12 protein-coding genes are annotated in these 14,872 nt (G+C 57.7%); 6 read left to right on the top strand and 6 right to left on the bottom strand.

The window, feature by feature from the left end; translation table 11 throughout:
- Nucleotides 1–20 precede the first annotated feature (20 nt).
- Entirely contained in the window at nt 21–1,766 is a 1,746-nt protein-coding gene (locus ABD013_RS03240) for a PHA/PHB synthase family protein (protein ID WP_343802209.1), read from the bottom strand.
- Between the two features lie 299 nt (nt 1,767–2,065).
- On the opposite strand from ABD013_RS03240, the gene ABD013_RS03245 reads away from it, so the two are divergent.
- Nucleotides 2,066–2,317 carry a glutaredoxin family protein gene (locus tag ABD013_RS03245; RefSeq protein ID WP_343802212.1) on the top strand — a complete coding sequence of 84 codons (252 nt, stop codon included), beginning with the start codon at nt 2,066–2,068 and terminating at the stop codon, nt 2,315–2,317.
- Nucleotides 2,318–2,323: 6 nt separating this feature from the next.
- On the opposite strand, the gene ABD013_RS03250 is transcribed toward ABD013_RS03245, so the two are convergent.
- A complete protein-coding gene (locus tag ABD013_RS03250; RefSeq protein WP_343802215.1) occupies nt 2,324–4,267 on the bottom strand; it encodes a transglycosylase SLT domain-containing protein in 1,944 nt (647 codons plus the stop codon).
- Nucleotides 4,268–4,415: 148 nt separating this feature from the next.
- On the opposite strand from ABD013_RS03250, the gene uup reads away from it, so the two are divergent.
- Complete coding sequence (gene uup, locus ABD013_RS03255) at nt 4,416–6,305, top strand: ATP-binding cassette ATPase Uup (RefSeq protein ID WP_343802218.1); 1,890 nt, start codon at nt 4,416–4,418, stop codon at nt 6,303–6,305.
- Here uup and ABD013_RS03260 read toward each other — a convergent pair.
- Nucleotides 6,302–6,742 carry a universal stress protein gene (locus tag ABD013_RS03260; RefSeq protein ID WP_343802221.1) on the bottom strand — a complete coding sequence of 147 codons (441 nt, stop codon included), beginning with the start codon at nt 6,740–6,742 and terminating at the stop codon, nt 6,302–6,304. The two genes, uup and ABD013_RS03260, sit on opposite strands and share 4 nt — an antisense overlap.
- Nucleotides 6,743–6,972: 230 nt before the next feature.
- On the opposite strand from ABD013_RS03260, the gene ABD013_RS03265 reads away from it, so the two are divergent.
- A complete protein-coding gene (locus ABD013_RS03265) occupies nt 6,973–7,479 on the top strand; it encodes a hypothetical protein (RefSeq protein ID WP_343802224.1) in 507 nt (168 codons plus the stop codon).
- 6 nt (nt 7,480–7,485) lie between these two features.
- On the opposite strand, the gene ABD013_RS03270 is transcribed toward ABD013_RS03265, so the two are convergent.
- Nucleotides 7,486–8,202: a DNA topoisomerase I gene (locus ABD013_RS03270; protein ID WP_343802227.1), complete on the bottom strand. Its 717-nt coding sequence runs from the start codon at nt 8,200–8,202 to the stop codon at nt 7,486–7,488.
- A gap of 175 nt (nt 8,203–8,377) precedes the next feature.
- On the opposite strand from ABD013_RS03270, the gene topA reads away from it, so the two are divergent.
- Together topA and ABD013_RS03280 are read left to right on the top strand one after the other, a co-directional pair.
- On the top strand, nt 8,378–11,011 hold the full coding sequence (gene topA / locus ABD013_RS03275) for a type I DNA topoisomerase (protein ID WP_343802230.1): 2,634 nt from the start codon (nt 8,378–8,380) through the stop codon (nt 11,009–11,011).
- 38 nt (nt 11,012–11,049) lie between these two features.
- The gene (locus tag ABD013_RS03280; protein WP_343802233.1) at nt 11,050–11,577 is read left to right on the top strand and encodes a DUF6586 family protein; all 528 of its coding nucleotides are present in this window, start codon (nt 11,050–11,052) and stop codon (nt 11,575–11,577) included.
- Nucleotides 11,578–11,587: 10 nt separating this feature from the next.
- Here ABD013_RS03280 and ABD013_RS03285 read toward each other — a convergent pair whose 3' ends face one another.
- Both ABD013_RS03285 and lexA read right to left on the bottom strand, forming a co-directional pair.
- Complete coding sequence (locus ABD013_RS03285; RefSeq protein WP_343802236.1) at nt 11,588–12,007, bottom strand: cell division inhibitor SulA; 420 nt, start codon at nt 12,005–12,007, stop codon at nt 11,588–11,590.
- 12 nt (nt 12,008–12,019) lie between these two features.
- Nucleotides 12,020–12,631, bottom strand: coding sequence for a transcriptional repressor LexA (gene lexA / locus ABD013_RS03290; protein ID WP_343802238.1), 612 nt, complete (start codon nt 12,629–12,631; stop codon nt 12,020–12,022).
- A 124-nt stretch (nt 12,632–12,755) separates the two neighbouring features.
- Between lexA and dinG the strand changes: the two genes are divergently transcribed.
- Nucleotides 12,756–14,867, top strand: a complete 2,112-nt coding sequence (gene dinG / locus ABD013_RS03295) for an ATP-dependent DNA helicase DinG (RefSeq protein ID WP_343802240.1) — start codon at nt 12,756–12,758, stop codon at nt 14,865–14,867.
- Nucleotides 14,868–14,872 lie beyond the last annotated feature (5 nt).

The raw sequence follows: 14,872 nt of genomic DNA on the forward strand, positions 1-14,872 counted from the left end.
TACTGTGCCTTGAGCGACAGTTAGTCCAGGCGGTTACGCACATAGCTGCCCGGTGCGGCTTCGATCACATTGTAGCTGTCGTTGCCGTACTCGCTTGGAGCCGAAACCTTCTTGCCAGCGCGGCGACGGATCCATTCGCTCCAGTGATTCCACCAGGAACCTTCCTGACGTTCGGCGGACTCCAGCCAGGCGTCAGCACCCTTGCCAAGCTCGCCCTTGATCCAGTAGTTACGGCGGTTCTTTTTCGCCGGATTGATGACGCCGGCAACGTGGCCGCTGCCACCGAGTACGAATTCCTTGGTACCGCTGAGCAGGTCCAGCGCCTTGAAGGTGCTTTTCCACGGGGCGATATGGTCTTCGATGGTGGACAGGAAATAGCAGGGTGTTTTCACCCGGCGCAGATCAATAGGCTCGCCGCAGATGGTCAGCGCATCCGGTTGTACCAGCTTGTTGTCCAGATACATCCCTTTCAGGTAGTAGGTGTACATTGCGGCCGGCAGGTTGGTCGGATCACTGTTCCAGTAGAGGATGTCGAACGGCGGCGGCGTCTGGCCCTTGAGGTAGTTGTTGACGACGTAGGACCAGATCAGGTCGTTGGAGCGCAGCATGTTGAACGAAGTTGCCAGTTCGCGGCCATGCAGTACGCCTTCCTTGTTGACCTTTTCAGCAAGCTGATTGATCTGCTGTTCATCGATGTAGACGCGCAGGTCGCCGGGATCTTCAAAGTCGATCAGGGTGGTCAGGAAAGTGCAGCTGCCGACGCTGTTGTCCTTGCGATTGGCCAGTACACCCAGGGCGGATGCTGTCAGGGTGCCGCCGACGCACCAGGCGACGAGATTGATCTTGTCCTGTCCGCTGATCTCCTTGACGGAGTCGATCGCCTTGAGGACGCCGTCGCCAACGTAGTCATCCCAGCTGATGTCGCGCTGCTCTGGGGAAGGGTTAACCCAGGATACCAGGTATACATCCTGTCCTTGCTCGAGACAGAAGCGTACAAAGGAGTTATCCGGCTGCAGGTCGAGAATGTAGAACTTGTTGATACTGGGCGGCACGATCAGTGTAGGCCGCTCGTATGTTTGTTCCGTCAGTGGCTTGTAGTGAATCAGCTGAAAAATATCGTTCTGGAACACTACGGCGCCTTCGGTGGTGGCCAGGTTGGTGCCCAGCTGGAAGGCGGATTCGTCGGTCATCGAGATGTGACCTTTTTCGATGTCACTGAGCAGGTTCTTGAGTCCGTCAACCAGGCTTGCGCCTTTGGTTTCCATGGCTTGCTGCAGTACTTCCGGGTTGGTGATCGCAAAATTGGACGGTGACATCGCGTCGACGTACTGGCGGGTGTAGAACTCGAGTTTCTCCTGCTGCTGCGGGGAGAGTTTGGCGTTTTGGGCCATCTCGGTGAGCATGCTGGAGGTGAGCAGGTAGGACTGCTTGATGTAGTCGAAAACCGGGTTTTTGGACCATTCTTCAGCTTTGAAGCGTCGGTCGCCCGGCGGGGGTTCGGCAACCGGGGTTTCGCTGGTGTTGCCGCTCAGTAGATTGCGCCAGAGGTTGAACTGGGCCTGCTGGTAATCCGCGATGGCGCGAACCCAGACGGTTGGGTCTTCCAGGGATCGGGTAGCCAGTTCGGTCCATGACTGGGTGAACTGGCGCAGGATGTCATCTCCCCCGGTGGCGGAGAACATCTCGAGAACCTTGCTGGTTTCACGGTTTACGTAATTGATGAATTCCTGGGGGTCTGTTGCGATATTGCCGTTTGTATCCGTCATAAATGCCTGCTTCCAATCTGCTGTTTGGGACATCAGTACCGGCCAATGCACGGCTGCCGGTCGCTACGGGATGATGGCCCGTGACTACCTGTTGGGCTTGTAGCGGTCTGGCCTCGTGAGAAAGGCACGTAGCGCTTTGGCTGACAAGCCATCTCAGTTCTTACAATACTCTTGAGTCTCTAATAGGCAACCCTAACCGGCATATGTTGCAGTTTTTTGTCTGTGTGCCTGAAGGGGGCGATTGCTGCCCGTAGAGCGATTGGGGACAATAGGGCCTTGAATTCATGAGGAGTTGCGCTGTGTTGTATCTGGATTTGATGACGACAGAAGGTTGTCATTTGTGCGATGAAGCGGTTGTGGTGCTGCAGCAGGTTCTGGTCGCCGGGCAGGCCGAAGTTGATCTGGTGGATATCGTTTACGATCCAAAGCTGATGGATGCTTATGCCGAGCGCATACCGGTTCTGGTCGAGCGGGACGGTGATCGAGAGCTGGGCTGGCCGTTCGATGCGCAGCAGCTGCGGCAGTTTTTGGAAACCCTGCCGCAGCGCTGAAAGTGCTTAATCCTGCTGATTCAGGGCCAGGGTTGCAAATTCCGAGTCGCTGAACAGGGCGACCGGACGCTCGTCCATACGTTCGTAAATCACCCTGAATGACAGTACATTCTGCACATAGCTGCGTGTTTCATCGTAAGGGATGGTTTCAATCCAGATATCCAGTGGCAACTCACCCCGTGCCTCCAGCCACTTGCTGACCCTGTTGGGGCCAGCATTGTAGGCGGCCGTGGCATAGGCCTGATTGCCGTTGAAGCGCTCGGACACTTCGCTCAGGTAGGCGGTGCCGAGCTTAATGTTGGTGTCAGGCTCGCTCAGTTTGGCCAGCTCCGGCAGGCTGATACCATGACGGCGGGCTGTAGCTCGAGCCGTTGCCGGCATCAGCTGCATCAGGCCGCGTGCGCCCACGCGGGATTTGGCGCCCATCCAGAAAGCACTTTCCTGGCGGGTGACGGCAAGCGCCCAGGCGGGGTCAATGTCACGGGAGCCGGCGTGGCGGCTAAACAGCTTCGGGTAGGGGTTGGGAAATCTCAACTGCATGTCGTTCCACTGCCGACTGCTGATGGCGCCACGGATGCCCTGGTGATGCCAACCCCATTGGCTGACCAGGTGAGCAGCGTGGTGAACCTGCTCCGGCGGCATGTCAGAAGTGGCCAGATTCCATTCCGAACGAGCATCCGAGTAGCGTTCCAGCGCCAGCAGTTCGCGCATGCGGGTAAAGGCCGGCAGGGCGGCAAGCTTGTCGAGCAGGGCCTGGTCCAGCTTGGCAGGGCTGTCGTTGAGTTCGTAGCGATGGCCCAGTATCTGGGCGGCCATGAAACCGTAGAAGCTGCGTTCTTCCGCAAGAGAGGCCAGGCGTTTTTCATCCGATTTGCCCTGTGCCTGATTGGCGATAACGGTCCAGTAGCGCCACCGGTCGGACTGGCGTTCATCTGAGGGTAGTTTGCTGATCAGCTGCGACACCTGGGGCCAGTTGCGATCACTAAGGGCCAGCCGAACGCGCCAGCCGGTCAGGTTCGGGTAGCGGAAGTTCGGGTCAAGCTGAGTCAGCAGTTTGCGACCCTCGGCATCGGGGAAACGTTTGGCGTACCAGACACCCAGGTAGCTGGAGAGCTCGGCCTGATCGTCTGTAGTGACTTTCAGCCGCTCCCTGTCCCGAATCCACAACTGGATGGCGGCTTCCAGATCCTGGCGCGCCAAACGGCGTACGGTCACCTCCAGCAAACGATGCGCTTCAGTGGTACTCGTACTCAGCTGCTTCGGTTCATCCAGCAACAGGCGCGGATTCTGAAACAGCGACAGGGAGCGTTTGGCTTCGCTCTGATCCGATGTGTCGGTAATAAAGCGGCTTACGTAGGTCGCGAGCCCTTCGCGTCCCTCGAACAGGGCGGCACGATAGCGGTTGAGCGCGTCAGCCGAGCGGAAGTTGTCGGACTTGAGCCAGGTGTCGAAGAGCGTATCGCAGATGTCGGGTTGTGAATGGCCGACAGTCCAAAGCTCGCGTGCCTGGTTCCAGGCAGTGGTCAGGTTGCCCTGTTCAAGCTGGTACTGCCCGTTAAGGCACTTGAGTTCGGTGCTGGGGCGCTGAATCTTCTGCCAGGCTGTGTTGAAACTGTCCCACCGGCCCTGTTCTCCCGTATGGCGTGCCCAGGCAAACAGCAGGCGTCCATACAGTGGCGTGTCGGCATTGCGCATGAGGAAGTCATTAATACGCTCCTCTGTCTGCGTTTCAAGAGATGACCTGAGCACCTGATACTCGAGATAGGGGTAGAGCGGGTAGGCGGACAGGGTCTGGTGGATGGCATCGCTAAGAATGCCGGGTTCAGCGACCGCAGAGGAGTAATGCTGAATAAATATCTGGCGCAGATCCTGTGGTTCAGGTGTGTCGGCAGCCTGAGCCTGGGGGGCGAGCAGGGCTCCGATCAGTAGCATTTGGCGCGGGGTAAACATGGTGTCCTCTCTGATCGCCTGGGGGAAGCATATTCTGCAGTGTATCTCGACTGGGCCAGGAAAATAACCTTGGGCACGGCTTTTAAATGTTGTTCACGATTTCGGGTACACTAGTGGCCAGAATTTACAGGACAGGATGCAAGTCTTTATGCCATTGGTGAAGTTTGAGGGCGTGTCGGTCAGTTTCAGTGCTGCGCCGTTGTTGGACAAGGTCGATTTCCAGATCGATCCGGGCGAGCGGATAGCACTGGTGGGGCTCAATGGTGCCGGCAAATCAACTTTGATGAAACTGGTGTCGGGCGATATTCATGCGGATCATGGCTCCGTCTGGCAGGATCCTGCCATTCGTGTGGCCAAGCTGCCGCAGATGCTGCCGGCCGCGGATGAGCGCCGGGTACATGATGTGGTGGCTGAAGGCCTGGCAGAGGTCGTGGCGCTGCGCGAAGCGTTCGACAAGCTGTCACATCAAACCGATGCGGCTTCACTGCAGCAGATGGAACGTCTGCAGCATCAGCTGGAAGCACGTGACGGCTGGCACCTTGAGCAGCAGGTGCAAACGGTTCTGGATCGCTTGGGGCTCGATGCCGATACCCGCATGGAGGAGCTTTCTGGTGGCTGGCGCCGTCGTGCCGCGCTGGGTGCGGCGCTGGTGCAAAAGCCGGACCTGTTGCTGCTGGACGAGCCAACCAACCATCTGGATATCGAGACCATCGAATGGCTTGAGCAGATGATGCTGGATTTCCGGGGCGCGATCCTGTTCGTTTCGCATGACCGCGCGCTGGTCGAGAAACTGGCGACCCGGATCGTGGAGCTGGATCGTGGCAATCTGACCAGTTTTCCAGGTAGCTACGATCGCTATCTTGAGCTGAAACAGCAGTTGCTGGAAGAAGAGGAGCGCCAGAACGCCGAGTTCGACAAAAAGCTCGCGCAGGAGGAGCGCTGGATTCGCCAGGGTATCAAGGCGCGCAGAACGCGTAATGAAGGGCGTGTCCGTGCGCTTGAGCAGATGCGTCGAGATCGTACCCAGCGGCGCGAGCGTCAATCCAGTGCCAGCTTTGGCCTGGAGGAGGCGCAGAAGTCCGGCAAGCTGGTGGCTGAACTCGAAAACGTGTCCATGTCCTACGAGGGCAAATCGTTGCTGCAGAACTTCTCGATGAAAGTTCAGCGCGGTGACCGCATCGGTCTGATTGGCCCCAACGGTAGCGGCAAAAGTACCCTGCTGAGGATCATTCTGGGTCAACTGCAGCCGGCTTCAGGCAGCGTACGCCTGGGCACCAAGCTTGAGGTGGCCTACTTCGACCAGCTTCGTGGCCAGCTGGATCCTGAGAAAAGCGTGATCGACAACGTTTCTGGTGGTCGTGAGAGTGTCGAAATCAACGGCCAAAGCAAGCATATCATCGGTTATCTGCAGGACTTCCTGTTCAGTCCTGAACGTGCACGTACACCAGTCAAGGCGCTGTCGGGTGGCGAGTGCAACCGACTGTTGCTGGCGCGTCTGTTCAGCCAGCCGGCCAACGTGCTGGTGCTGGATGAGCCGACCAACGATCTGGATATTGAAACCCTGGAGCTGCTGGAAGAGATATTGCTTAATTTCGACGGCACCATTTTGCTGGTCAGCCATGATCGTCGTTTCCTCGATAATGTCGTCACCAGTTCAGTGGTTTTCGAGGGCGAAGGCCAGGTTCGGGAGTATGTTGGGGGCTATCAGGATTGGCTGCGTCAGCGACCGGTGAAAAAAGCCGCTCCGGCCGAGGTTAAGCCAGCCAGTAAGCCGGCGGACAGCAAGCCGGCGAAAAAGTCGTCAAGCAAAAAGCTAAGCTACAAGCTGCAGCGGGAGCTGGACCAACTACCGGCGCAGCTGGAAGAGGCCGAGCAGGCGCTGGAAGCGCTGCAGGCAGTGGTGGCAGCACCGGATTTTTATGCGGGTGACCACGAGCAGGTGGCTGAAACCCTGGCCCAGCTGCATCAGCAGGAGCAGCAGCTGGAAGGGTTGATGGAGCGCTGGGTAGAGCTGGAGGCGATGCAGGAGGGGGATTAATCCTCCTCCTTGACCCGGATCGCCAGTACGTCACAGTTGGCGCCATGCAGTACGCCATTGGCGGTGGAGCCCAGCAATAAGGCCAGGCCGTGGCGGCCGTGGCTGCCAACGATCACCAGGTCGCTGCCCAATTCTTCGGCGGCTCGGTGAATCTCGGTTTCGGTATGACCGGTTACGATGATCTTCTGGCTGACCGGGTAGCCGATTTTTTCGGCATAGAGGTCCAGCTTGGTACGAGCATGGTCATCGAGTTGTTCCTGAATGGTGGTCAGGTCCATGGGTACATCCCCGCCGTAGGCGAAGCTGAGTGGTTCCACCACGTGGATCAGGTTCAGCTCGGCACCAAAAGCCTGAGCCATCTGGGCCGTTTTGGCTGCCAACTGATCAGACTCTTCCGACAGGTCCAGAGCCAGCAGGATGCGGGTGTAGATACTCATTCGCGTATTCCTTCCTTTGGGTTGCCTGGGGCAACCGGTGCGACTTGATGATTCTGACTGCAGAATAGCACCAACCTGGGATAGCGTCCCCTATCGACATCAACAAAAGCGCGTTGCAGTTTGTTGATACCAGAGCAGAATTTATTCGCTGACGCCCAGGGCCGGGGCCGTTATGATGCTCGGCAATTTCAAAGCGGCTGTTGAACAGCCAATTAGAGGATGGAGAACATATGGAGTGGCTGATAATCACCTTTATCGTGGCATCGCTGATCGGCTCAGTGATGTGGGTGATGCCGAGTCCGCGTCAGCGCTACCAGGCGCAACTGCGCATGCGGGCGCGCAAGTTGGGAATTCAGGTACAGCTGGCACGGGTAACCTTACCCAGGGCGAAAGGGGAGCTTGAGCCTGAAACCGTCAGTGTGCCCGCCTATCGTTTTATTCGCGACAATCTGGAGCGGAGTGAGCGTGATCGTTGGCTCGGCTGGGAAGTACACCGGATGGATCTGATCGATAACGAAGGCTTGCCTGAAGGGTGGAGTTGGATCAAAGGGCAGGGAAGCCTGCCAGACGCAGCCGTGGCACAGCTGGGCACTTTATTAAACGCGCTGCCGGAGGATGTGGTGGGTGTTGAATCCACACCCTTGCATCTCTCCCTGTACTGGCACGAGCATGGTGAGGCCGACCGGTTGGAGAAATTGCATTCGCTGGTTCAGCCGCTGCTTGAGAGCAAGGTCTGACCGTCCTCAGGGCTGGTCGTTGAGATAGTCGTCCAGGGATTCGGCCAGGGCTCCGGCGCCAAGGTTGCGTCTGGGCTGGAGCTGGTCAATGCTCGCCTGAAGTTCATCCAGTTTGGGCTGTTTCTGTCGTTGTGGTGCGCTGGCGCGCACCAGAACGGCCTTGGCATGCTTGAGGTGGCTCAGCGCGGTGTGCTTGTCGCCCATTTCGAGCAGGCGTTTGGCCTGGTGGTGGTGGGCATCGGCCACCAATGATACGTTCAGCCAGTAGAGCTCCTGCTGGTAGGTGCGGGCCAGTTGCCCTGTCATCTTGCCGGCCTTGGCCATCTGGATAATCAGCTTTTCGGCGAAGTTGATATAAATCTGGGCGCGTTTGACTGCACGGTCGCTGTTGAAGCGGGATTTGTCGGCTCGGGCGCGATCACTGGTTTCCTTGAGATCGCTGACCTGAGTCATCAGTTCGGAGTCAGGGGCCAGCAGGCTGATCTCTTCGATCAGGGCCATGGCGTGCTGGTTAAGTTTGTCGACGATATCCTGGCGACAGCCGCTTTCCTTCAGTACCGACAGGGCGTTGAGCGTATGCTCTGCCTGTGTCTTGAGCCAGCTCAGGCGTTCACGGCGAACCTCTGAATCCTGCTCTCGGGTGGTGAGCACAAAGTTCACCACCAGTGCCAGGATACCGACACCGGCCAGCATGATTACAAGATACAGGTTGTCTCCGAGCATGGGGTTTGGCACTCTGAAAAAAGAGCTAATTTACATCAGATAGCGGGCAGAATGTAAGCGATTAACGGGTTCATTGGGCCTGGCTAGACTTAGAGTTCGCTTGACGCTGGGAGCACCACACCTTATATATGCTCGCAGTTTCTGAGTTGCCCGTCGTAAAAAGGATCTGTATCTCATGGGAAAAACCCTTGTCATTGTCGAGTCACCGGCAAAGGCCAAAACGATCAACAAATATCTGGGCAGCCAGTATGTGGTCAAATCCAGTGTCGGTCATATCCGTGATCTGCCGACCAGTGGCAGCGCCAGCAAGAGTGATCCCAAGGAGCGGGCGCGTCAGGCGGCCTTGACCCGCAAAATGTCGCCGGACGAAAAGGCCGAGTACAAAAAGAAGAAAGCGCATCAGCAGCTGATCGCCCGTATGGGGGTAGATCCCGATCATGACTGGGAAGCCCATTACGAGATTCTGCCGGGCAAGGAAAAAGTTGTCGAAGAGTTGCGTAAGCTGGCCAAGAACGCCGATGAAATCTACCTCGCAACGGATTTGGACCGTGAGGGGGAGGCCATTGCGTGGCACTTGCGCGAAGCGATTGGCGGTGATGACAACCGCTATCGCCGAGTGGTGTTCAACGAGATCACCAAGAAAGCAATTCAGCAGGCGTTCGAAGAGCCCGGTGAGCTTGACCTGAACCGAGTCAATGCCCAGCAGGCGCGTCGCTTTCTGGACCGTATCGTCGGCTACATGCTATCTCCGCTGTTGTGGGAGAAGATCGCCCGAGGTCTGTCTGCCGGGCGTGTGCAGTCGGTGGCGGTACGCCTGATCGTAGAGCGTGAGCGCGAGATTCGTGCCTTCATTCCGGAAGAGTACTGGGAAGTTCATGCCGATACTCATACTGCAGCCGAAGCCGCGCTGCGTTTGCAAGTCAGCAAGTACGAAGGCAAGGCGTTCCGGCCGCTGAATGCGGATGAGACCGAAGCCCACTTGGCACGGCTGCGTGCCGGCAATCTGGTTGTCGACAAGCGTGAAGATCGTCCGACCAGCAGCAAGCCGTCGGCTCCCTTTATCACGTCGACGTTGCAGCAGGCTGCCAGTACGCGGCTGAGTTTCGGCGTCAAGAAGACCATGATGCTGGCGCAGCGCTTGTACGAAGCGGGTTACATCACCTACATGCGTACCGACTCCACCAACCTCAGTGCCGAGGCGGTGGCGGCCTGTCGTGAGTTTATTCAGGAGCATTACGGTGACGAGTACCTGCCCGAACAGCCTGTGAGCTACAGCAGCAAGGAAGGAGCTCAGGAAGCGCACGAAGCGATTCGTCCCTCCGATGTGGCGTTGACCGTCGAGCAGCTCAAGGGGATGGAGCCGGATGCACAGCGGCTGTATGACCTGATCCGTCGTCAGTTCATGGCCTGTCAGATGACACCGGCCCGCTACACCAGTACTCGCATCCATGTCAGCTGTGATGGCTATGAGTTGACGACCAAGGGGCGAATCCTGCGCTTTGATGGTTATACCCGTGTGCTGCCGCCCAAGGGACGCAGCGACGAAGATGTGATCCTGCCCGATATCCAGCAGGGAGAACGTCTGACCTTGGTTGAGTTCGAACCCAAGCAGCACTTTACCAAGCCGGCACCGCGCTACAGTGAGGCGAGCCTGGTTAAGGAGCTTGAAAAGCGCGGTATCGGTCGGCCGTCGACCTATGCCGCGATCATCTCTACCATCCAGGATCGTGGTTATGTAGAGGTGCAGGGCCGCCGTTTCTATGCCTGCAAGATGGGTGACATAGTCACTGAGCGTCTCAACGAGAACTTTTCCGATCTGATGGATTACAGCTTTACCGCCCGTATGGAGCAAAAGCTGGATGAGGTGGCGCAGGGTGATATTGACTGGAAAAACCTGCTGAACGATTTCTACCAGGGCTTTACCGGCAAGCTCGGTGAGGCTCAGGGCGATGAGCACGGCATGCGTCCCAACACACCGACGCCAACGGACATCGACTGCCCCGAGTGTGGCCGTCAGATGATGATCCGTACCGCCAGTACCGGCGTGTTCCTCGGCTGTTCCGGTTATAATCTGCCGCCTAAAGAGCGCTGCAAGTCGACCATCAACCTGATTCCGGGTGATGAGGTGGTCAGCGTGGATGGTGATGACGAGGAAGAATCACGTATCCTGCGCAACAAGCATCGTTGCAAGCTCTGCGATGCGGCGATGGATTCCTACCTGATCGATGAGAAGCGCAAGCTTCATGTCTGCGGCAATAACCCGGACTGCAGCGGCTTCGAAGTGGAGATGGGCAGCTTCCGTATCAAGGGCTATGATGGCCCCAGCATCGAGTGCGACAAGTGTGGCTCGGAGATGCAGCTGAAGACCGGTCGTTTCGGCAAATTCTTCGGTTGTACCAACAGTGAATGCAAGAACACCCGCAAGCTGCTGAAGAACGGCGAGCCGGCACCTCCCAAGATGGACCCGGTCCCGATGCCGGAGCTGCAGTGCCAGAAGGTGGAAGATACCTATGTGCTGCGCGACGGCGCCAGTGGCCTCTTTCTGGCGGCCAGCAAGTTCCCGAAAATGCGGGAAACGCGAGCGCCTTTGGTGAAGGAGCTGATTCCTCACAAGGACGAGATCGATCCCAAGTATGCCTACCTGATGGATGCGCCCCAGCAGGACCCGGAGGGCAATCCGGCGGTGATTCGCTTCAGCCGCAAGACCAAGGAGCAGTATGTGATGTCCGAGGTAGAGGGTAAGGCCACCGGTTGGAAGGCTTTCTATCGTGATGGGCGCTGGCAGGAGGAGCAGAGCAGCAAACGCTGATCTGCTCGCAACTCAGGGACTAAACGAGAGCAGCAACGATGAGTGATATCTACGCAGTACGTACCAATCAGAAACTGAATTTTGCCCGGCTGCATATCAAGGCGCTGGTACAGGCGCAGGAAACGCCGCAGTGGAGTCAGCATCCCCGTATCGAGTCCTATCACGAGTCGGTGCTGTTCTTTATGGCCAGTGGTTACACCTCGCTGCTGCGGGAGATCGCTGAAAACTACAGTCTGGATCCCTCGAAGGTTTACCGTTACACGGACCTTATCGAGCAGCTGGAGGCAACTGGTCAGGAGTCACCGGAAGCGCGTGAGCTGGAAATTCTGGAGCAGGATAGCGCCAGCTGGCTGCACAAGGTATTGAAGGCGTATCAGTCTTGTTGGGATGCCTCAGACCACTCGGTGCAGGCGAGTGCAAAGGACGCCAGTGTGTCTGAAATTCATGTGTTGCAGATCAATCCGGACCATGCGGAAGACCGAGATGTGCTGGCTGAATACAACGACTGGCTGCAGGCGTTCCGGGAACTGCTGGAACGTCTGCGAGCCAATATGCAGGAATGGTGACGGCTGGTTTTCAATGGCGCACCAGAATGGCTTGAGCCCCGCCTTGGGTGGCGGCCAGGTCAAGCTGGTGTAACGGTGTCGTACGGCCGGACTCACACCATGTAATCACTGTATGCGAAGTGCCGGCAGACAGTGCCTGCTGACAGAGTTTGAGCGGTTCATGTTTGCCATCCCTGCTGTGCAGGGAAAGGATATGCCCGGTCACGGCACCTGCCTGGTTCAGCAGTTCCCGGCTGAGATCGGCGGGCGGGTTGACCAGCGTTAGCCAGCGGCTGTCACGGCTAAGCTGGGCGATCATGGGCAGCAACACCGGGTGCAGTGAGACCTGGCTGTTGTGCAGCAGGATCTCGGTTACACGGCTTGCTTCGTTGCGGCCGTATTCCCGCCTCGGGGTGTTGCTGGTATCACGTGCATAGTTGATGGCAAGCATGGCTCAACCTCGTCAGTGACCTTGTCGAATGACCCCTACCCCCAGACCTTCGATAATCAGCTCCTGTTCGGACAGGTCGACTTCGATCGGGGCAAAGTCTTCATTTTCGGCGATCAGAAATACTTTGTGGCCATCGCGCTTGAAACGCTTGACCGTAACATCGTCGCCGATCCTGGCAACAACGATCTGCCCATCCCTGGCATCAGGTGTCTGATGAACGGCAAGCAGATCGCCGTCCATGATGCCGATGTTCTTCATGCTCATGCCTCTTACTCTGAGCAGGTAGTCCGCGCGCGGACGGAAGAAATCGGCAGAAATCGTGCACTGATCCTCGACATGCTCCTGGGCCAGAATCGGCTCGCCAGCAGCGACCTGGCCTATAATCGGCAGGCCTTCACCAGCAGGGCTCTGTTCGCTCTCCGGCAGGCGGATGCCGCGGGAAGTGCCCTTGGTCAACTCGATGGCTCCCTTGCGGGCCAGCGCCTTCAGGTGCTCTTCGGCGGCATTGGCTGAGCGGAAGCCCAATTCACGTGCAATATCGGCACGGGTCGGCGGGTAGCCGGTGGTGTCGATGTACTGCTTGATGCACTCCAGTACTTCGGTTTGTCGTTTCGTCAGTTTCATAGCGGCCGTTACTCAATCGATTTACTGTGATTTTATACAGTGAATATCCAGGGTCAAGCATTATCTGTCTAAATATCCAGTATCTTGGTAAAATCGCGCCACTGATCATGAACGGGGACAGGCTGTGCTGAGCGACGCGCAAAAACAGGAAATACAGGGGGCCTACAGCCGCTTTCTGAAGAGTCGGGGGCTGAAAGCGCGTCCGGCACAGAAGCAGATGGTAGCGGCTGTGGCTCGTACGCTGGCAGCAGCGGACTCTACCGCCATTAATCGCGCTGAGCAGCCGGTGGTAGGGGTGGTCGAGGCAGGCACGGGTACCGGTAAAACCATCGCCTACCTGCTCGCTGCGATCCCGTTGGCACGTGCCAAGGAATGCCGCCTGGTGCTCTCGACCGCAACGGTTGCCCTGCAGGAGCAGTTAATCAACAAGGACCTGCCTGAGGTCGAGGAACATGCCGGCCTGCCGATGAAATACCGGTTGGCCAAGGGGCGGGGGCGTTACCTGTGTTTGAACAAGGTCGAGGGCCTGCTTGAGCAGCAGGGTGTGCTGGGCCAGATGGCCTTGTACGAAGACGAGGCAGCTGAGCAACTCGAGCCTGCCGTGCTGGCCCGCTACCAGTCGCTGATGGATGACTATGCCTCCGGCCGCTGGGACGGTGACCGCGATGCGCTCAGTGATGATATTGATGACCAGATTTGGCAGCCGCTGACCAGCGATCACATGCAGTGCAGTAACCGTCGCTGCCTCAACTTCAGTGCTTGCCCTTTCTATCGTTCCCGCGATCGCCTCGAAGAAGCCGATGTCATAGTCGCTAATCATGACCTGGTGCTGGCTGATCTGGCGCTCGGAGGCGGTGCAATTCTGCCGGAACCGGAAAAAACCATCTATATCTTCGATGAGGGTCATCATCTGGCCGACAAGGCCAGTGGGCATTTTGCCTTTGGAACGCGCCTGGAAAGCAGTCGTCGCATGCTGCGCTCGGCCCAAAAGCAGCTGGCCCAGATGCTGCAGGATACCGGCTCGGCGGTGCAACTGGCGGACCCTGTGGAGCGCTTGCATCGCCCCTTTGATGACATGAGTGTGTCGCTGGAGCAGCTCGAAGTGCTGCTGCGTCCGATGATGAATGAGCATGCCAAGGATCGCTATCGCTTTGCCGGTGGCAAGATTCCGTCACCGTTGATTGAGCCCTGCGCTATGCTGGGACATGCGGCGGACCGTGCTCAGCAGCATCTGGAACAGATTGTCGATGTGCTCAAGGAAGCGCTGGAAGGCGGTCTGGCGGATATTCCCCGAGCTGCTGCCGAGCGCTGGTTTCCTCAACTGGGCAGCCTCTGGGGGCGGGTGCAGCATATTGCCTGGCTGTCGCGCAGTTATGCGCGTGAAGATGAAGAGGGCAAGTCGCCTACGGCGCGCTGGATCAATCGGCATGAGTCACCCTCGGGGGATGATCTGGAGCTGCGCAGTGCGCCGGTGTCGGCGGCTGATACCCTTTCGGAGCATTTGTGGCAGCTATGTCATGCAGCAATACTGACTTCGGCCACACTGACTGCACTGGGCCGTTTCGATCAGCTGTTTGCCTCCCTGGGGCTGCCGGCCAATACTGACGCCATTCGGCTTGATAGTCCCTTCGATTATGCCCGTCATGGCGTGTTGCAGGTGCCCTCGATGAAAACCGATCCGGGTCAGCCTGATGCGCATACCGACGAGGTGCTGGAACTGCTTGAACAGCAGTTGCCAACCGTGACCGCAGGGCTGGTGCTCTTCAGCTCCTGGCGACAGATGCGCTCGGTGCTTGAACGTCTGGATGAATCCATTAAAAATAGCGTTCTGGCGCAGGGTGAATACAGCAAGCAGGAAACCCTGCGGCGTCATCGTGAACGTGTTGATGATGGCCAACCCAGTATTATTTTCGGTCTGGCATCCTTCGCCGAGGGCGTTGACTTGCCCGGGCACTACCTGACCGATGTATTTATTACCAAACTGCCGTTCAGTGTCCCGGATGATCCGGTCGATGCTACCATGGCAGAATGGATTGAAGCGCGTGGTGGCAACGCCTTCACCGACTGGACTGTCCCGGCAGCGTCGATGCGTCTGACGCAGGCCGTGGGGCGCTTGTTGCGAACAGAACAGGACCGTGGGCGCGTTGTATTGCTGGATCGTCGCGTTGTGACGCGACGCTATGGCCGACAACTGTTAGACTCTCTGCCTCCGTTTCGGCGCGAAATCAACCGTTAATCTGA

Source organism: Marinobacterium maritimum (assembly GCF_039523155.1).
Lineage (GTDB): Bacteria > Pseudomonadota > Gammaproteobacteria > Pseudomonadales > Balneatricaceae > Marinobacterium > Marinobacterium maritimum.